Source organism: Streptomyces sp. ME19-01-6 (assembly GCF_033793745.1).
Taxonomy (GTDB): Bacteria; Actinomycetota; Actinomycetes; order Streptomycetales; family Streptomycetaceae; genus Streptomyces.
Genome location: NZ_JARAXF010000008.1, coordinates 141465 through 158659, shown reverse-complemented (window position 1 = coordinate 158659; position 17195 = coordinate 141465). Strand labels below are relative to the sequence as shown.

The following is a 17195-nucleotide window of genomic DNA, read 5'->3' as shown; positions in this document are numbered from 1 at the left end:
CGCCGTGAACGACGTTAAGGAGGCAGGGTGGTGGGACACACGCGGCGCAGGGCGCACCGTGTCGCACGCCTCGTGGCCATCGGGGCCGTGGTGTGCGGCGGTCTGATGGTCTCTCAGGCAGCAGCGGACGGATCGCCCGCCCACGGGTCCGGCGGCGATCCCACCCGGGTCCTGGAGACGAGAGACACCCGGGACGCCGAGCTGGCCAGGAGCCTGGTGGACAAGCTCGGCACCTCGCGTACGGCGGGCGGCTGGATCGGCTCCGACGGGCAGGCGGTGGTCGCGGTGACCGACGCGGAGGCGGCGGCCGAGGTCAACCGGGCGGGGGCGCGGGCCAAGCAGGTGCGGTACAGCATGCGGCAGCTGCGCTCGGCGACGGAGACACTGCGGGAGGCGCCCCGGGTGGCCGGGACCGCGTGGGCGGTGGACGCCATGTCCAACGAGGTGGTGGTCCTCGGCGACAGCACCGTCTCCGCCGACCAGTGGTCACGGATGAAGGGCGTCGCCGGGGGGATCGGCGGCGAGGTGCGCATGGAGCGGACCACCGGCTCCTTCACCACCCGGACCGCGGGCGCCGAGCCGATCTTCACCCAGGGCGGGCGCTGCTCGGCCGGCTTCAACGTCACCAACGGCCAGGCCGGGTTCATCCTGACCGCGGGCCACTGCGGTCCGAACGGCACCGCGTGGTTCGCGGACACGCAGGGAAACACCAGGGTCGGCACGACGGTCAGAAGCGACTTCCCCGGCAGCGACTTCTCCTTGGTGCAGTACCAGAACGCCTCCTTGGACCAGAGCAGCGTGCTGAACGTCGGAAACGGGCAGGCCGTGCGGATCACTGGTGCGGCAGACCCGGTCGTCGGCCAGAAAGTGTTCCGCAGCGGCAGCACCTCAGGGCTTCGCTCCGGCTCGGTGACCGCGTTGAACGCGACGGTGAACTACCCCGAGGGCACCGTCAGCGGGCTCATCCAGACCAACGTGTGCGCCGAGCCGGGCGACAGCGGGGGCCCGCTCTTCGCGCAGACCGTGGCGCTCGGCGTGACCTCCGGCGGCACCGGCGACTGCACCAGCGGTGGTGTGACCTTCTTCCAGCCGGTGACCAAGGCGCTGACCGCTCTCGGCGTGTCGATCCCGAACGCCCCGGCGAGCGACGGCGACGCGGCGGACACGGCGCCCACCACCCCGGCCAACGGCTCCGGCGCGGGCGCTCCGGCCGATCCTGGCGCAGCGGGCGGCGCGGGCGGCGCGGGCGGCCAGGTGAACCCGATCATTCCGGGCACCCAGGGCGACACCTCGACGCTCGCCGGGGTCGTCGCCTACGCACAGAGCCTCGGCCCGGGGCTGGCGCTCATCGGGGCGGGACTCCTCGGGTTCCTCGCCACGCTGCTCATCCGGCCGGGCCGCCGGGGGTACAGCGGCTATTCCACGCGGTGGGGGTGAGGTCTCCCGGTCGGCGGCGTGCCGGTGGCGCACCGCTCACAGCGCCCACCCCGGCGCCGGCCGGATCCGTGGCCGGTGCGCGGTGATCTCGCCCTCGATGTCGCGTTCCGCGGCGATCAGCAGCTGTTCGCCCAGGTCGTGCATGGCCCGCCCGGCCGCGAGCTCGTCGCCGATCTCCGGCACATCGTGGTCCTCGGGGCTGCACCGGGCGACGCCCCGGCCGGTGAACGAGGTTTCCCTCGTGTCGAGCACCACGCGCGCCTTGGTCGTTCCCTGGTCCTCGTAGAGGTAGAGGTGGACCTTCCACTCCACTGTCTGCGGCATGGCCGACTCCTCACCTGATCTCTCACCTGATGGTGGTCCGGTGTGATCCGGACGCGGCTTGTTCGGGGCTTCCCGGCCGCGCGGCGCCGCCGAGCTCGCGGTCGATGCGGCCGCGTACCTCCGTATCGAGCGCGGCCAGGCGCTCGGAGACGACGGGGCGCTGGGCGGCGGGGGCGCGGATCCGGCGGGCCGGGTGCGGGAGGTCCGCGAGATCGGCGTGGAACCGCTGGTGGCTCTCCGCCAGGGTGGCGCGTTCGCGGGTGCGCTCGCCGCCGCGCATCACCGTCTCCAGCACCGGCCGGCCGTACGGGGCGCCGTCCTCGTCCGCGAGTCCGATCACGTCCGGCTGTCCGGTGCGGCGGAAGACCTGCTTGGGGCCGGGGGCCGTGACCTTCGCCGCGGAGAGCTTCATCACCGGCCGTCCGTCGTACGCGACCAACTTGTAGGCCGAGTCCAGGTACGGGGCGTCGGCGGAGACCCCGACGCGGGTGCCGACCGCGTAGATGTCGATGGGCGCCGCCGAGCGCACCAGATCCTCCACGGCGTACTCGTCAAGACCACCGCTGACCACGATCCGCACATCCTCGAGACCGGCGGCGTCGAGGATGCCCCGCGCCCGCCGGGCGAGGAGGCCGAGGTCCCCGCTGTCGAGCCGGATGGCCGAGCCGGGGGCCCGGGCGCCCCCATCCAGGTCCTGCAGCACCCGCGCGGCCGTGTGGACCCCCGACTCGGTGTCGTACGTGTCCACCAGCAGCGTCATCGGTCCGGGGTGCGTCCGGGCGAAGGCCCGGAAGGCCGCCTCCTCCGATGCGAAGGCCTCCACGAACGAGTGGGCCATCGTGCCCACCGCGGGTATCCCCTCGGCGCGGGAGGCCGCCACATTGCTCGTCGCGGTGAATCCCACCACCGCGCCGAGCCGCGCCGCGTGGAAACCGGCCTCGGGCCCATGGGTGCGGCGCAGCGAGAAGTCCACGACGGGACGCCCTGCCGCCGCGAGGACACACCGGGCGGCCTTCGAGGCGATCGCCGTCTGATGGCTGAGCCGGTTGAGCAGATACGTCTCGACCAGCTGGGCCTGCGGCAGCGGTGCGGTGACCTCCAGCAGAGGCTCCCCGGCGAGCACGACCCGGCCCTCCGGCACCGCCCGCACCTGGCCGGTGAACGCGAGGCCGAGCAGCGGCCGCAGCTCGTCGGCCGGCCGCTGCAGCACCGCGGCGAAGTCCTCGACGTCCTCGGGGCCGACGCGGAGGCCGGACAGGAAGTCCAGCGCGGACTCCAGGCCCGCGGCGACCAGGAAGCCGCGGTCGGGCGGCAGGTCCCGGACGAAGAGGCTGAAGGTGGCCGGGCCGGTCATTCCCTCGCGCAGATAGGTCATCGCCATCGTGACCTCGTAGAGGTCAGTGGTCGTCGCCTCGGACATCGACGGCACCTCCTCAGTGCCCGCCTCGCGCGGATATCACCCACTCTAGTGAGTGTTTTGCGCTGCTTTGATGTGTTGTGCCTTGTTTGTGGAGTTCTCGGTGGTGTCCTTGGCCGTGTCCTCGGTGGTGATTTCGGCGGTGCCCTTGGTGGTGCCCTTGGCCTCGCGCTGGAAGGCCCAGGCCATCCGGGGCTCGACCAGGGGGCGGAAGACGCGCCGGACGGGGGCGGTGCACAGTGAGCTGATCATGGCGATCGCCCCGGCCGTGACCGCCAGCTCGCCGAGGGGGGTGTGCAGCCAGGGATGGTCGTACCAGTGCCAGAAGCGGGACGACTTGATCACAAAGCCGTGCAGCAGATAGCCGTACATCGTCCCCGTGCCCAGTGCGGTGATCCACAGCTGCCGCCCGGGCACCCAGGCCAGGAAGGCGGCCGTCAGCAGCAGCGCCAGCAGGAAGAGCGCGGGTGTGGTGAACGCCCCGGCCCAGGCCGGCGCGCCCAGGCCCGCCACGCTCCCGCGGTGGTAGAACCACCCCGCGTCGAGCCGGGGCGCCAGCGCGTACGCGGCGATCAGTGCCCCGGCCCCGACCGGCAGCGCGGCCAGCCGGGCCCGCCGGGTGCGCAGCCGCGTGAAGTGCTCCGGCCGCAGCCGCAGCCCCAGAACGAAGCAGGGCAGAAACGCCAGCACCCGCTGCAGGGCGAGATCGCCGCCCACATCCGGCGAGACCGAGGCGAGGACGGCCAGGGCCAGCGCGATCGGCACCGGGTGGCGCAGGGCCAGCCACAGCGGCGTGGTGAGCCGCCAGATGAACAGCGCGACCAGGAACCACATCACATACCAGGGGTCCAGCAGGCTGATCGGATAGCCCGGGTCGTCCTGTGCCCAGCGGTAGAAGAGGGTGTACGCGACCTCGAAGACGATGTACGGCACGGCGACTCCGGTCAGGAGCCGCCGCAGCCGCCCGGGCCCCAGGTCGAAGCCGCGCGAGAAATACCCCGATATCAGCGCGAAGGCCGGCATGTGGAAGGCGTACACCGTGAGATACACCGCGGTGACGGTCCGACTGCCGTAGGTGAGCGGTTCCCAGGCGTGGCCGCAGGCCACCAGCACGATGGTGAGGTACTTCGCGTTGTCGAAGTACGGGTCGCGCGTGCGGCTCCCGGCCCCGCCGCCTCGGGGCGGCGCGGCGGCCGGCGGCGTTTGCGCGCGCGTGGCACTGTCCTGCTGCACTGAGTCTCCCGGACACCTTTTGAGTAAAACGTCGGATCGAACGTCATCGGACCCGGGGGCGCCTGCCCCGGCTCGGCCTCCTCATGACAGATCACCGCGAGGAAATCGCCGCGGGGAAATCGCCACGAGGAGAGGCGCGATGGGTGGCCCGGTGGCCATCCGCGGGTATTCCTACGTTTCGATCCACGGTCACCGCAGGTCACTTCGCCCACACCGCGAGGCCCGAGACTTGAGGCCATCGCCGGACCTTACGGAGGAGCCATGCCCGCACCTGTGTTCAGCCGTCGCCACGGCATGCGCGCCGCGGCCGCCGCGGCCCTCGCCCTGCCACTCGCCGTCCACCCCGAGGGCGCCGCCGAGGCCGACTCCGGCTCGGAGCGCGACGCGCGGCTGCGCGTCATGACCTTCAACCTCCGCTTCGCCTCCGACACCGAGCCCAACTCCTGGGCGCAGCGCCGCCCCGCGATGCGGGAGTTGCTGCGCCGCGAGGCGCCCCAGCTGCTGGGCACCCAGGAGGGGCTGTACGGCCAGCTGCGCGACATCGCCCACGACGCGTACCGGTCGGGGTTGCGCTACGACTGGCTGGGCACGGGACGGGCGGGCGGCAGCCGTGATGAGTTCATGGCCGTCTTCTATGACACCGATCGGCTCGAACCGCTCGAGTACGATCACTTCTGGCTGTCCGACACCCCGTATGTGATCGGGTCCAACACCTGGGGCGGGGCGGTGGTCCGCATGGTCACCTGGGTCCGCTTCCATGATCTGCGCACCGGTGGGCAGTTCTACGCCCTCAACACCCACCTCGACCACCGCAGCCAACCCGCCCGCGAGCGCGCCGCCGCCCTGATCACCGAGCGGCTCGGCGGCCTCGACCCGGCCCTTCCCCACATCGTCACCGGCGACTTCAACGTCGCCGCCCACGGCAACCCGGTCTACGACGCGATGCTCGACGGCGGCTCCCTCGTCGACTCCTGGGACGCCGCCGAGCGGCGCAGCGCGCAGTACGCGACCTTCCACGGCTACCGGCCGCTGGTCCCGGACGGCGACCGGATCGACTGGATCCTCACCTCGCCGACCGTGCGCACCCACTACGCCGCCATCAACCCCTACTCCCGCGACGGCCAGTTCCCCAGCGACCACCTGCCGGTGCAGGCCGTCATAGAGCTGCCCTAGCCCCCGATCAGTCGCCGGGCGCGTCCGACGAGGGCGCGCGCGGCGGGGCTGATGGGGCCTTCGGCACGCCAGGCGAACGCGAGGGCGCCGCGCAGCGCGGGCCGGGTGATCGCGAGGGTACGCAGGTCCTCGCGCCGCCGCGCGATGCCCGAGGGCACGATCGCGATGCCCAGTCCGCGCGCCGCGAGCTCGGCGAGCACCGTGGGGGTACCGGCCTCGAAGGCGATATGCGGGGTGAAACCGGCCGTGGCGCAGGCCTCGTCGAACAGCGAGCGGATGCCCGTGCCCAGGGGCAGGCTGATCAGCACCCGGTCGCGCAGCGCGTCGAGCGGGATCGTCGACCGCTTCGCCAGCTCGTGGTCCCGGCTGACGGCCGCGACCACCGCGTCCTGGGTGACGATGTGGATCCCGAGGTCGGCCGGGGGCGTGGTGCCGCAGGCGATGATGGCCGCGTCCAGCCGGCCGCCGCGCAGCGCGTCGACGAGCCGGTCGGAGCTGTCCTCAATGAGGGTGATCTCCACTGCCGGGTGGTCCTCGTGGAACTCGGCCAGCAGCGTGGGCAGATCGACGTTGTGGGAGGTCACCGTGCCGATGGCGACATGCCCGCGGACCAGCCCGGTCAGCTCCTCCACCGCCAGCCGTACCCCGGACACCGCCGAGAGCGCGGCCCGGGCGTAGGGGAGGACCGCCGCGCCCACCTCGGTCGGCCGCACGGAGCGCCCCGAGCGGTCCAGCAGCTCCTGCCCGAGTTCATGCTCAAGGCGTCTGATCTGCGCGCTGACGCCCGGCTGGGCCACGTGGAGCCGCTCAGCCGCCCTGGTGAAGTTGGCCTCCTCCACCACGGCCACGAAGTATTCGAGCTGCCGGAGTTCCATAACGGCCGATGCTATAACGATTGCTTCTGGTGAGCAGCACAACCAGCTCTTGGACTTCTAGATCGCGAGGCCGCAGAGTGGAGGTGTCAGCACGAGAAGGACGCGAGAGAGCAAGAGAGAGGGAGCGGCCATGACCGACCAGGCCATCACGCGCGAGCGCGCCACCGAGCCCGAGGACCTCACCCGCCTGTTCGTGGAGCGGGCCAACGCCGGCGATGCCGAGGGCCTCGCCGAGCTGTACGAGCCCGACGCCGTGCTCGCCTTCCCGCCGGGGTCCCGGACGGTCGGGCGCGAGGCGATCCGAGCGGTGTTCGAGCGGATGCTGGCGCAGGTGCCCCACTTCGTACCGGAACCGGCGCTGCCGACCGTCCGCAACGGCGACCTCGCCGTCACCTCGACACGGCCGGCCGACAACACCGGCGGGCGGGTCCAGGTCGTACGGCGGCAGCCCGACGGGAGCTGGCTGCGCGTCATCGACCGCCCCGAGATCAGGGACTGACCATGCGGGTGCTGATCGCCGGAGCCGGGATCGGCGGGCTGACCGCCGCCTTGAGCCTGCACGCCGCGGGGATCGAGGCCACCGTGATCGAGGCCGTCCGCGAGTTGCGCCCCCTGGGCCTGGGCATCAATCTGCTGCCGCACGCCGTGGGAGAGTTGACCGCGCTCGGCCTCGGCGACGACCTCGCCCGGATCTCGGTCGCCACCGCCGAGAACGTGTACTGCGACCAGTTGGGGAACACGCTCTTCAGCGAGGGGCGCGGGCTCGCCGGGGGCTACCGGTGGCCGCAGTACTCCGTGCACCGCGGCCGGCTGCAGTCGCTGCTGCTGGCCGCCGTGCGCGACCGGCTCGGCCCGCACGCCGTACGCACCGGCACCCGGCTGCTGGACTTCGAGCAGGACGCCGACGCGGTCCGCGTCCGCGTGCCCGGGGCCGAGATCGAGGCGGCGGCACTGGTCGGCGCGGACGGTCTGCACTCGGCGGTGCGCGAGCGGCTGCACCCGGGCCAGGGACCGCTGCTGTGGTCGGGGGTGCGGATGTGGCGCGGGGCGGCCGAGGCCCGGCCGTTCCTCGGCGGCCGCTCGGCGGTCATCGCCCGCGGCCCGGGCAACGCCGAACTGGTCATCTATCCGATCGGTCCGTCCCTGATCAACTGGGTGGCCATGGTGCCGGTGGCCGAGCCGGGGCCGCTGCCCGGCGACGCCAACTGGAACACCCCGGGCCGGGCCGAGGAGGTGTTGGAGCACTTCGGCTCCTGGGACCTGGGCTGGCTCGACGTACCCGCGCTGATCAACAACAGCCCGGCGATCCTCGAATACCCGATGGTCGACCGCGACCCCCTGCCGGCCTGGGGCGAGGGGCGGGTCACTCTGCTCGGCGACGCCGCGCACCCCATGTACCCGGTCGGGGCCAACGGAGCGTCGCAGGCCATCGTCGACGCCCGGGTGCTGGCCGGGGAACTCACCCGTGACGTTCCCCGCGGCCTGGCCGCCTATGAGAAGGCGCGACGGGAGGCCACCGCCGCCGTCATCGCCGCCAACCGCGAGATGCAGCGCACGGGGGACGCGCGGTCCCCCGAAGAACTCGCGCGGATCACCGCCACCTACCGGCGCGCCACGCGCGCCGACCACCACCGGTGAGGAGCACCACATGGCCACGTTCGTTCTCGTCCCCGGCGCCTGCCACGGCGGCTGGTGCTACGAACAACTGGACGCACAGCTGCGGCAGCACGGCCACCGTGTGCACGCGCTCACCGTCACCGGCTTCGGCGACCACGCGCGGCCGATGAGCGGCACGGTGAACCTCGACACCAACATCCAGGACGTGGTCGATGTGCTGACGGCCGAAGCCATCGAGGACGCGGTCCTGGTCGGGCACAGTTACGGCGGGATGGTGATCACCGGGGCCGCGGACCGGGTGCCGGAGCGGGTGGACTCCCTGGTGTATCTGGACGCCTTCGTGCCCGAGGACGGCGACTCCTGCTGGACGCTGACCTCCGGCGAGCAGCGGGAGTGGTATCTGAGCGTGGGCGAGACCGGCTACGCCGTACCGCCCCTGCCGTTCTTCGATTCCCGCGCCACCGCCCATCCGCTCGCCTCGTTCCTCCAGCGGATCCGGCTGACCGGCGACCTCGGGCGCTTCCGGCGCCGCGACTATGTGTACGCGACGATATGGGACGGCGCGTCGCCGTTCGCCTGCACCTACGAGCGGCTCCGCGAGGACCCGCGGTGGACGGTGCACGCCGTGGAGGGCCGGCACAACCTCATGCGGGACGCGCCGGACGACCTGCTGAAGATTCTGCTCGAGGCGGCGCCGGAGCCGCGTGTTCAGGTGTGATGGACCCGCCTCCAGGCGTCGAGCAGCCGGGCGGCCGAGCCGCCGACCGGCCCGACGGTGTCCGCGAGGGTGGCGGCATCGGGCAGGTGCGCCGCGTCCACGGCGGCGACCACCGCGCCCGCGTCGTCGACGGTGGCCGAGCAGACCGCCAGCAGATAGTCCGGCACGGTCAGTTCGGGGTCGGTGCAGCCCACCAGAGGTGTGCCAACCGCGGTGACCAGCGGGAACACCGTCCCGGGGATGCCGATGGCCGCCTCGGCCCGTGCGGCGGCCGTAACCGACGGGACGTCACTGATCTCGTAGCGGTCCCACAGGCGGCGGTCCTCGCGCGGGTGCAGACCGACCAGGATCCGCTTGCCCGCCGCGGCGAGCTTCTCCGCACCGGCCAGCAGCAGTTCCGTGCCCGGGGCCGCGTCTCCGGTGGCGTCCGGGTGCGTGACGCTGGTCAGGACGAGCACCAGACCGGGCTCCGGGCGGCGCGGCGGGAGACCGTCGGTCTGCGGTGAACCGACCACCCGGACCGGCCGCCGCGTCCCGAGGTACTGGGCGAACGCCCGCGCCTCGGCGGGCGAGGAGGCGGTCAGCAGCCGAAGCCGCGGACGCAGCTCCCGCGCCCGGGGGGCCTCGGCCGGCTTCTGGTAGGCCAGGGCGCTCGCGGCCAGCGGGAGCCGCCGCAGCCGGGCCGCGCAGTCCGCCGGCCAGTCCCCGGCCCCCGTGACGACGAGCAGATCCGCCTTCGGGGCGTCGGCCGGTGTGGCGACCGGGGTTGGGTCTCCCGGGGTGATCTGGGTGTAGTCCGGTACCAGCTGGGTCAGTTGCCAGCGCCGCCGCGCCACCTCGGCGAGCAGTGGCTTGACGTGGTACGTACCCCAGGGCTCATTGGCGGCCACCAGCACCCGAAGCGGCCTGCCGGGTGAGGGTCCGGCGGCCGCGGCCGGGTCCGTACCGCCGAGCAGCAGCCCCGCGGATCCGCCCAAGACCCCGCCGAGCACGGTGCGACGTGACACCTGAAGTCCGTTCATGACCGGCACGGTAGCGGCGTGGCCCGATGGACGAGGCGACGGCGCGTGAACACCTCCACAACACGCGCCATCGCCTTCACCGCCGGGACGCTCAGATACGGGTGCGCAGCCTGATGACGGTGCCGTCCGCGTCGGACTGCATCTGCACCACATCGCACAGCATGCGGACCCCCCACAGCCCGAACGCGGGCTCCGAGTCGGTCGGCGGAGCGAAGCCCCACAGTGCGTCCGGGTACCAGTGGCCGGGGCCGGAGATCTCGCTGACCAGGTCGCCGTTGTCGGTCCACATCCGGACGGCGGCCGGCGCGCTCCCGTGCCGGACGGCGGTGGTGGCCACCTCGGCCACGGCGGCGACCATGTCGCGCAGCGCGTCGCCCGTCAGCCCGTGGCGGTCGGCCCGCTCGTGGGCGAAGGCGCGCAGGGCGTCCAGATCGGCCGTGTTGACCGGCATCGTCTCGGCCAGCCGAGGGGCGCGGGGGAGCGGTCGGCGGTCGCAGGTGGCGATGAACGGGCCCGGATCGGTGTACTCCGCGCTCTTGCGGGGCGCGTGTCCGTCGATCATCTCGGGGTGGGTCTGGCGCGCGTAGTCGAGGATCTCAGGGTGCAGCGCCTGCCGGTCGTAGCAACAGATCACGCGCGCGCCGGAGTCGCTGAACGCCGCGTTGACGATGGACTCGTAGCGCGCCCACTCCACCACCTCGAGCGGGGTGCGCCCCTGCCACACCGGCTCGGCGACCAGGCGGGCCCGGCGGGGCTTCTCGGCCTTGACGTACGCGTCGTACGCGGCGATGGTCCGCACCGGGTGCTGGTACCAGTTGAGCGCGTCCTCGAACTGCACCGACGAGGCGTCCTGCCCCAGGGCGTCCCGCAGCGCGATGATGTTCGCCTTGGAGGCGACCACGGCGACGGCGTCGTCGGCTTCGAGACCGGCGCGCAGGAAGGGCACGCCGACCGAGACCACCTCCTCCTCGTCGTGGTAGAGGAATCCACGGTGCACCATGGAGTCGCGGTGCTCCGCGACTCCACTGCTCTGGCCGGTCATAGGGCCTCCCTCGCGCTGCGCCGGAAAATCGCACACGTGTCCGTGACTCGGAAGTCGGGACGGCGTGACGCGCAGTCTGCCACCCTCGCCTGTGTGCCGCACGGGGACCCTCAACATCGAACAATGCCTGAACGCAACGGTGTTGCGCGACGAACGGGCCGGGCGGAGGGTTGGCTGAGGGGCGCCCGCCGCGCATGGACGCGCCCCAGGGGGTGGCATAGCATCCCGGCGTGACACAGCTGAAGTACGTCAACGCTCATGAGCTTGAGTTCGGATATCTCGAAGCAGGCCCGGCCGGCGGGCCGTTGGCGCTCTGCCTGCACGGTTTTCCCGACACCGCGCACACCTGGCGCCATCTGCTGCCCGCCCTCGGCGACGCGGGCTACCACGCCGTCGCGCCCTTCCTGAGGGGCTACGCGCCCACCGGCATACCCGCCGACGGCGCGTACCAGGCCGGCGCGCTGGCCGCCGACGCCAACGCGCTGCACGACGCGCTCGGTGGCGACGGCGACGCCGTGCTCATCGGACACGACTGGGGCGCGATCGCCACCTACGGCGCCACCGCCCATTCCCCCCAGCGCTGGCGGCGGGCCGTCACCATGGCCGTCCCTCCGCTCGGCGGGGTGCTGGCCGACTTCTTCAACTTCGACTACGGCCAGTTCAAGCGCTCGTTCTACATCTTCCTGTTCCAGACGCCGCTGGCCGAGGCCGGGGCCGCGGCGCACGACATGGCGCTCATCGACGGCCTGTGGCGTGACTGGTCGCCGGGGTACCACCACGCCGAGCAGGACATCGCGCACGTCAAGGAGAGCCTGCGGGAGCCGGCCAACCTCGAGGCCGCCATCGGCTATTACCGCGCCCTGTTCGACCCCTCACGGCACCTGGAGAAGTACGCCGCCGAGCAGGAGGCCATCACCCGGACCGGGGAGCGGCCCACCTTCTACCTGCACGGCACGGCCGACGGATGCATCGGCGCCGACGTGGTCGGCAGCGCGAAGGACCACCTCCCGCCCGGCTCGCGCATCGACCTGGTCGAGGGGGCGGGACACTTTCTGCACCTGGAGCGGCCCGAGGCCATCAACCGGGAGATCCTTGCCTGGCTGGCCGGCTGAGGGCCCCTCTTTTGAGGGCTCGGTTCGCCTCACTCGCCAGGTGGCGGCCACCTGGGCGGCGGATCCTGTATACCGGGTCCGCCGCCCGGTTTACCGCCGCTATACCGCCGCTACCCCACCCTCTCCGATGCTGGACACATCGCTACAGCCGCCCGGTAGGGATGCGTCGGGAGAGGGCCAGTGAACGTCGACGAGCAACAGCAACAGCACACCGAGCACGATGCCCTTTACGCCTGGAGCACCTACCAGGTCTCCGGAGGAGTGGAAGGATCCGGCCCGAGCGGCACCTGCCGAGCGGAGAAGACCGCACGGGCCTGCCTCGAAGCGGCGCTGCAGGCCTCGGCGGTCCACTCGGACGTGTACTCCTGGGGGCAGCTCAGCCGGGTGCGGGCGGACGTCGATCTGCCCTTCCATCTGTGGTCCCGCGCCCCGGTCGCCTGGGCCGAGCCGGGGCCGCGGGAGACGGTCACCTGGCGGCCCGGGCTCGCGCCGCACGGACAGTGACACGTAACGGCATGTGGTGAGGCGGTGGCAGTGTTCGTGGCAGGGGAATTCGGGATGAACAGCAGCGGGGCCGGCATCGGGCTCAGGACACCGGGAATCCGGCAGCACTCCGGACACGGCAGCCACCAGAGGCGTGAGGCGAACCCGGCCCGGGTCTACAACTATCTCGTCGGCGGCAAGGACAACTACCTCGCCGACTACGAGCAGGCCCAGCGCTTTCTGAGGGTCGCCCCCGAGGTCAGGGACACCGCGCTGTCCAACCGCCGGTTCCTGGCCCGCGCGGTGCGCCATGTGGCCGCAGACGGCATCGCCCAGTTCCTGGACATCGGCGCGGGCCTGCCGGTGAACCCGAACGTCCACGAGGTCGCGCAGGCGGTCAATCCACGGGCCCGGGTGGTCTACGTCGACAACGACCCGATCGCGGTGAGCCACGGACGGGCGCTGCTGGCCGGCCACGGCACCACGACGATCAGGGCCGATCTGCGCACCCCCGAGCAGATCCTCGCCCACGAGGAGCTGTGCCGGCTGCTCGACCCCGAGCAGCCGGTGGCGATCGTGCTGACGTTCGTCCTCGACTACCTCGCCGACGCGGACGACCCCTCGGGGCTCGTCGCCCGGCTGATGGACTGGGCCGCGCCGGGCAGCTGTCTGATCCTGTCCCATGTCACCGGCGACTTCACCCAGAACCCGTTCCGGGACTGGTCCGGGTTCACCGGCCCCGTCGCGTCCGGGGCGCGCGACCGGTCGCGGATCCTGGACTTCTTCACCGGGCTCGACCTCCTCGACCCCGGGCTGGTGCAACTGCCGCTGTGGCGGCCGGGCATCGGCGCCGAGCACGACCCGTCCCGGGTCTGGGCCTACGGCGGCGTCGCCCGCAAGCCGTGACCCCCAGGGGAACGGCCCCGGACAAAACATCTGGCCCGGCCGCCGCGGCTGTGGCAGCGTGCCCGCCGTGACAGAAATCGACATCCTCCGGATCACCCCGCTCGCCGACCGCCCGTCGTTGATCGACCGTGTATATGAGATCACCGAGACATGGCCCGAGTTCATCACCCATGACCTGGTTTCGAGCGCCTTCCTGACCCGGGTGGTGCAGGAGTTCCCCGAGCACTGCGTGGTGGCGACCGACGGCGACCGGGTCGTGGCACGAGGGCTCAGCGTGCCCTTCAACGCCGAGCTCGACGGCCGCGAGGAGACGCCCGACCAGGGCTGGGACCGCGTGGTGACATGGGCCTTCCGCGACCGGCGCGGCGGACATCCGCCCACCGTGGCCAGCGCGCTCGAGATCACGGTGGACACCGAGTACCTCGGCCGCGGTCTGTCCTACCGCATGCTGGAGGCGCTGCGCGCCACGGCCGCGCGGCAGGGCCTCGACACGCTGCTGGCCCCGGTGCGTCCGACGGCCAAACACCTGCGGCCACACGTCCCCATGGCCGACTACATCCGCGGGCGGCGTGCGGACGGACTGCCGAGCGACCCCTGGCTACGGGTACACCTCAAGGCCGGCGGCACCATCGAGAAGGTCGCTCCGGCCTCGATGACGGTCAGCGGATCCCTGGCGCAGTGGCGGCAGTGGACCGGTCTGCCCTTCGACCGCGACGGCGACGTCGAGGTGCCCGGCGGTCTGGTGCCGGTGCGCTGCGACACCGCCCAGGACCGCGCGGTCTACGTCGAGCCGAATGTGTGGATCCGCCACGGCACGCGTCCCCACCAGGACTGAGGAACCCCGGCCGACAGCGCGGGCCCGGCCCGGGTCTCAGCGCGGGCCGGGGACCGATCAGCGCGGGCCGGGGCCGATCTCAAGCGTCATACAGGCGGGGAAGAGCCCGCTCCAGGTGTGCCCGCGCCAGCTCTCGTAGGTGCCCGGCCGCTTCCATACGGGCAGGCCCTCGTCCAGGTGCGTCCGCCCCTCGGCGAACCTCCCCTGCTCCATGTACGTGATCCCCATCTCGTACAGGGCGAACCCCTGGTGGTGGATGTCGCCGGTCCGCCGCGCGCCCTCCAGGCTCTCCCGGAAGCAGGCCAGGGCCTCCTCGGGGTGGCCGAGACCGCGGTGGGCCCGGCCGAGGTTGCCCAGGCCGATCACCTCCGCCGCCGGGTCGCCGACCTCCCGGGCCAGGGCCAGCTGGCGCTTCTGCACATCGATGGCCTCCTCGTGCAGCCCCAGCTCGCACAGCGCGTCGGCGAGGTTGCACAAGGACCGCAGCTCGCCCTCGCGATGGTTCAGTTCACGCCAGATCCCCAGCGCGGACTCCAGACACTCCCGGACGTCGTCGTACGCGCGCTGCAGCCAGCAGGCGCCCGCGAGGTGGTCCAGCCCCCACGCCTCGCTCTCCGGGTCGCCGAGGCGGCGCGCGGCCTGGATCGCCAGCTCGTTGACCGTCTGCAGGTCCTGGGCGTGCGCCCGCGGATAGAGAAACCACTGCAGCGACTGCGCCAGCCGCACGCCCAGGCGCGCGACCGGCTCCGGCCGCTCCACGGCATAGGCCACGGCGGCCAGCAGATTGTGGAGTTCGGCCTTCAGCCAGGCGTCCGCCTCCACGCTGTCGCCCAGTGGGACCACGGCGCCCTCGACGGGGCGCCTGGGCCAGGGGCGGAGCGGATCGAGCAGGGTGACCGCGCGCTGGGCGGTGGCCAGGTAGCAGGACAGCCCGCGCGCCACCGCCGCCGACTGCTCGGCCTCGGAATCCTCCTGCTCCGCCCGCTCGGAGGCGAACAGCCGGAGCAGGTCGTGCATGTGGTAGCGGATCGAGTCCGGGCTCTCCAGGAGCTGCGCGTCGACCAGCCGCTCCAGCGCGCTCTCGGCCCGGCCCGCGCTCAGCCCCAGCAGGGCGGTGGCCACCGGCAGGCTCACATCGGGCCCGGGCAACGCGCCCAGCAGCCGGAACGCCCGCGCCGCGTCGAGGTCGTCGGACCGCCGGCCCTCGCGGAAGCCGTCGTAGCTGACCTGGAAGCTGGTACGCACGGCCAAGTCACCGAAGCTCAACTCGTCCAGCCGGCCGCGCGCGTCGTGGAGCTTGGTCACCAGGGTGCGCAGCGGTCGGCCGGGGCGGGCGGCCAGCCGGGCCCCGGCGATCCGCAGCGCCAGCGGCAGACCGCCGCACAGCCGGGTGATGGCCTCGGCCTCCTCGGGCTCGGCCCGGACCCGCTCCGCGCCGACGATCCGCTCCAGCAGCGCCACGGCCTGGTCGCGGGGGAGGACGCCCAGGTGCAGATGGGTGGCGCCTTCGAGGGTGGTGAGCATCTCGCGGCTGGTGACCAGCGCGCTGCAGCCGGGCCCGGCGGGCAGCAGCGGGCGGACCTGCTCCACGGAGGCGGCGTTGTCCAGGATCACGAGCAGCCGCCGGCCCGCCGCCAGCGAGCGGAACTGGGCCGACGCCTCGTCGGTGGAGCTGGGGACACTGGAGCCGTCCACCCCGAGGGCGCGCAGAAACCGGCCGAGCACCTCGCCGGGGTCGAGGGCCGTCAGCCCCGCGGTGGCGCCGTGCAGATCGACGTAGAGCTGGCCGTCGGGGAACCGGTCGGCGAGCTGGTGCGCGGCATGGATGACCAGACTCGACTTGCCGACCCCGCCGGTGCCGTCGATGGCCGCGATCACCACGGGCCGCCCGCCCGTGCCCCCGTCGCCGCCGTCGGCCGCGGCGGCCCCGGAGCCGTCGTATTCCTCGGCTTCTTCGATCAGCGTGCGTATCACGGCGACCTCGCCGTGGCGCCCGGTGAAGGCGGGGCTGGCGGGCGGAAGCTGGCGGGGGCCCCGGGGGGCGGGCCGGGCGGCCCGAGGGGGTGCGGCGGGCGTTCCCGAGCCACCGCTGGGCGGTGCCCCCTCCGCCGCGCGGTCCGGCGGCATGAGGGTCTCATCGGCGGCCAGGATGCGCTGGTGCAGCCGCCGCAGCGCCGGGGTCGGCTCGATACCGAGCTCCTCGGCCAGCGACCGGCGCAGATCGCGGTACGCCGCCAGGGCGTCCGCCTGCCGTCCGGACCGGTACAGCGCCAGCATCTGGCGGCCGCGCAGGTCCTCCCGGAAGGGGTGTCCGGCCGTCAGGGCCTCCAGCTCGCCCAGCACCGAGGCGTGGCGGCCGCACCGCAGATCGGCCTCGATCCGGGCGTCCACGGCCTCGAGGCGGCACTCCTCGAGCCGCGCGGCCTCCGCCTCCACGGCCGGGGCCGGGGGAACGTCCTGGAACGGGACGCCGCGCCACAGCCCCAGCGCCTCGCGCAGCCGCTCGGCGGCGGCCTCGGGCGCGTCCCGGTCCAGACCGCGCCGCCCCTCCTCGACCAGCTGCTCGAACCGGTGCGCGTCGAACTCGGCCGCCTCCACGGCGAGCCGATACCCGTGCGCCTTGTAGCCCTGCTTGTCGGTGATCAGGACCTCGCCGGACTCGTCGCCCAGGGTCTGCCGCAGCCGCGACACGTAGGTCTGCAGCAGCTTGCCCGCGCTCTGCGGGCGCCCCCGCTCGCCCCACAGCTCGTCCATGAGCCGCTCGGTGGGCACGGTCCGGTTGGCGTGGCACAGCAGCACCGCGAGCAGCATGCGCCACTTGGCGGGGCCGAGGGAGACCCATCGGCCGCCGTCCCCCAGCTCAAGCGCCCCCAGGACCCGATACCGCACCCGTTACCTCCGAGGCCCTCGGCCCAAGCCCGGCCCCTGTCTCGTCTGTCGTCTCGTCTGTTTCGCCGATACGTCAACTCATCGCTCCGGCAACGGTTATACCTCTCCACCG

General features: G+C 72.8%; 16 protein-coding genes. 9 read left to right on the top strand and 7 right to left on the bottom strand.

Going from position 1 to position 17195, the window contains the following annotated elements:
- Window positions 1-30 precede the first annotated feature (30 nt).
- Window positions 31-1437, top strand: a complete 1407-nt coding sequence (locus PV419_RS20985; protein ID WP_319691279.1) for a S1 family peptidase — start codon at window positions 31-33, stop codon at window positions 1435-1437.
- Window positions 1438-1473: 36 nt separating this feature from the next.
- On the opposite strand, the gene PV419_RS20980 is transcribed toward PV419_RS20985, so the two are convergent.
- From PV419_RS20980 to PV419_RS20970, 3 genes are read right to left on the bottom strand one after another with little or no spacing between them, the layout of a single operon-like run.
- On the bottom strand, window positions 1474-1761 hold the full coding sequence (locus PV419_RS20980; protein ID WP_319691112.1) for a DUF1876 domain-containing protein: 288 nt from the start codon (window positions 1759-1761) through the stop codon (window positions 1474-1476).
- Between the two features lie 22 nt (window positions 1762-1783).
- Window positions 1784-3181, bottom strand: a complete 1398-nt coding sequence (locus tag PV419_RS20975; RefSeq protein WP_319691111.1) for a nicotinate phosphoribosyltransferase — start codon at window positions 3179-3181, stop codon at window positions 1784-1786.
- Window positions 3182-3226: 45 nt separating this feature from the next.
- A complete protein-coding gene (locus PV419_RS20970) occupies window positions 3227-4411 on the bottom strand; it encodes an acyltransferase family protein (RefSeq protein ID WP_319691110.1) in 1185 nt (394 codons plus the stop codon).
- Between the two features lie 261 nt (window positions 4412-4672).
- Between PV419_RS20970 and PV419_RS20965 the strand changes: the two genes are divergently transcribed.
- Entirely contained in the window at window positions 4673-5584 is a 912-nt protein-coding gene (locus PV419_RS20965; RefSeq protein ID WP_319691108.1) for an endonuclease/exonuclease/phosphatase family protein, read from the top strand.
- Here PV419_RS20965 and PV419_RS20960 read toward each other — a convergent pair.
- Window positions 5581-6459: a LysR family transcriptional regulator gene (locus PV419_RS20960; protein WP_319691107.1), complete on the bottom strand. Its 879-nt coding sequence runs from the start codon at window positions 6457-6459 to the stop codon at window positions 5581-5583. The two genes, PV419_RS20965 and PV419_RS20960, sit on opposite strands and share 4 nt — an antisense overlap.
- A gap of 130 nt (window positions 6460-6589) precedes the next feature.
- Here PV419_RS20960 and PV419_RS20955 point away from each other — a divergent pair, with 130 nt between their 5' ends.
- From PV419_RS20955 to PV419_RS20945, 3 genes are read left to right on the top strand one after another with little or no spacing between them, the layout of a single operon-like run.
- Window positions 6590-6958 (top strand): nuclear transport factor 2 family protein, encoded by a 369-nt coding sequence (locus tag PV419_RS20955; protein ID WP_319691105.1) that lies wholly within the window; start codon window positions 6590-6592, stop codon window positions 6956-6958.
- A 2-nt stretch (window positions 6959-6960) separates the two neighbouring features.
- A complete protein-coding gene (locus PV419_RS20950) occupies window positions 6961-8097 on the top strand; it encodes a flavin-dependent oxidoreductase (protein WP_319691103.1) in 1137 nt (378 codons plus the stop codon).
- A gap of 10 nt (window positions 8098-8107) precedes the next feature.
- On the top strand, window positions 8108-8794 hold the full coding sequence (locus tag PV419_RS20945; RefSeq protein ID WP_319691101.1) for an alpha/beta fold hydrolase: 687 nt from the start codon (window positions 8108-8110) through the stop codon (window positions 8792-8794).
- Here the strand turns inward: PV419_RS20945 and PV419_RS20940 are convergent.
- Together PV419_RS20940 and PV419_RS20935 are read right to left on the bottom strand one after the other, a co-directional pair.
- Window positions 8785-9816 carry a hypothetical protein gene (locus PV419_RS20940; RefSeq protein WP_319691100.1) on the bottom strand — a complete coding sequence of 344 codons (1032 nt, stop codon included), beginning with the start codon at window positions 9814-9816 and terminating at the stop codon, window positions 8785-8787. The genes PV419_RS20945 and PV419_RS20940 overlap by 10 nt on opposite strands.
- Window positions 9817-9907: 91 nt before the next feature.
- On the bottom strand, window positions 9908-10858 hold the full coding sequence (locus PV419_RS20935; RefSeq protein ID WP_319691098.1) for a sensor histidine kinase: 951 nt from the start codon (window positions 10856-10858) through the stop codon (window positions 9908-9910).
- Between the two features lie 230 nt (window positions 10859-11088).
- Between PV419_RS20935 and PV419_RS20930 the strand changes: the two genes are divergently transcribed.
- The 4 genes from PV419_RS20930 (at window position 11089) to PV419_RS20915 (ending at window position 14194) form a co-directional block, all read left to right on the top strand.
- Window positions 11089-11970 carry an alpha/beta hydrolase gene (locus PV419_RS20930; protein WP_319691096.1) on the top strand — a complete coding sequence of 294 codons (882 nt, stop codon included), beginning with the start codon at window positions 11089-11091 and terminating at the stop codon, window positions 11968-11970.
- Window positions 11971-12150: 180 nt separating this feature from the next.
- Window positions 12151-12474, top strand: a complete 324-nt coding sequence (locus tag PV419_RS20925; protein WP_319691094.1) for a hypothetical protein — start codon at window positions 12151-12153, stop codon at window positions 12472-12474.
- 54 nt (window positions 12475-12528) lie between these two features.
- Window positions 12529-13359, top strand: coding sequence for an SAM-dependent methyltransferase (locus PV419_RS20920; protein ID WP_319691092.1), 831 nt, complete (start codon window positions 12529-12531; stop codon window positions 13357-13359).
- A gap of 67 nt (window positions 13360-13426) precedes the next feature.
- Entirely contained in the window at window positions 13427-14194 is a 768-nt protein-coding gene (locus tag PV419_RS20915; protein ID WP_319691090.1) for an N-acetyltransferase, read from the top strand.
- Window positions 14195-14251: 57 nt separating this feature from the next.
- Here PV419_RS20915 and PV419_RS20910 read toward each other — a convergent pair whose 3' ends face one another.
- Window positions 14252-17083 carry an AfsR/SARP family transcriptional regulator gene (locus PV419_RS20910; protein ID WP_319691089.1) on the bottom strand — a complete coding sequence of 944 codons (2832 nt, stop codon included), beginning with the start codon at window positions 17081-17083 and terminating at the stop codon, window positions 14252-14254.
- Window positions 17084-17195 lie beyond the last annotated feature (112 nt).

What these genes read in the sequence shown, in the direction of transcription:
- PV419_RS20980 (WP_319691112.1), bottom strand. Translation starts at nt 1,761, where the DNA reads ATGCCGCAGACAGTGGAGTGGAAGGTCCACCTCTACCTCTACGAGGAC.
- PV419_RS20975 (WP_319691111.1), bottom strand. Translation starts at nt 3,181, where the DNA reads ATGTCCGAGGCGACGACCACTGACCTCTACGAGGTCACGATGGCGATG.
- PV419_RS20965 (WP_319691108.1), top strand. Translation starts at nt 4,673, where the DNA reads ATGCCCGCACCTGTGTTCAGCCGTCGCCACGGCATGCGCGCCGCGGCC.
- PV419_RS20960 (WP_319691107.1), bottom strand. Translation starts at nt 6,459, where the DNA reads ATGGAACTCCGGCAGCTCGAATACTTCGTGGCCGTGGTGGAGGAGGCC.
- PV419_RS20955 (WP_319691105.1), top strand. Translation starts at nt 6,590, where the DNA reads ATGACCGACCAGGCCATCACGCGCGAGCGCGCCACCGAGCCCGAGGAC.
- PV419_RS20950 (WP_319691103.1), top strand. Translation starts at nt 6,961, where the DNA reads ATGCGGGTGCTGATCGCCGGAGCCGGGATCGGCGGGCTGACCGCCGCC.
- PV419_RS20945 (WP_319691101.1), top strand. Translation starts at nt 8,108, where the DNA reads ATGGCCACGTTCGTTCTCGTCCCCGGCGCCTGCCACGGCGGCTGGTGC.
- PV419_RS20940 (WP_319691100.1), bottom strand. Translation starts at nt 9,816, where the DNA reads ATGAACGGACTTCAGGTGTCACGTCGCACCGTGCTCGGCGGGGTCTTG.
- PV419_RS20935 (WP_319691098.1), bottom strand. Translation starts at nt 10,858, where the DNA reads ATGACCGGCCAGAGCAGTGGAGTCGCGGAGCACCGCGACTCCATGGTG.
- PV419_RS20920 (WP_319691092.1), top strand. Translation starts at nt 12,529, where the DNA reads ATGAACAGCAGCGGGGCCGGCATCGGGCTCAGGACACCGGGAATCCGG.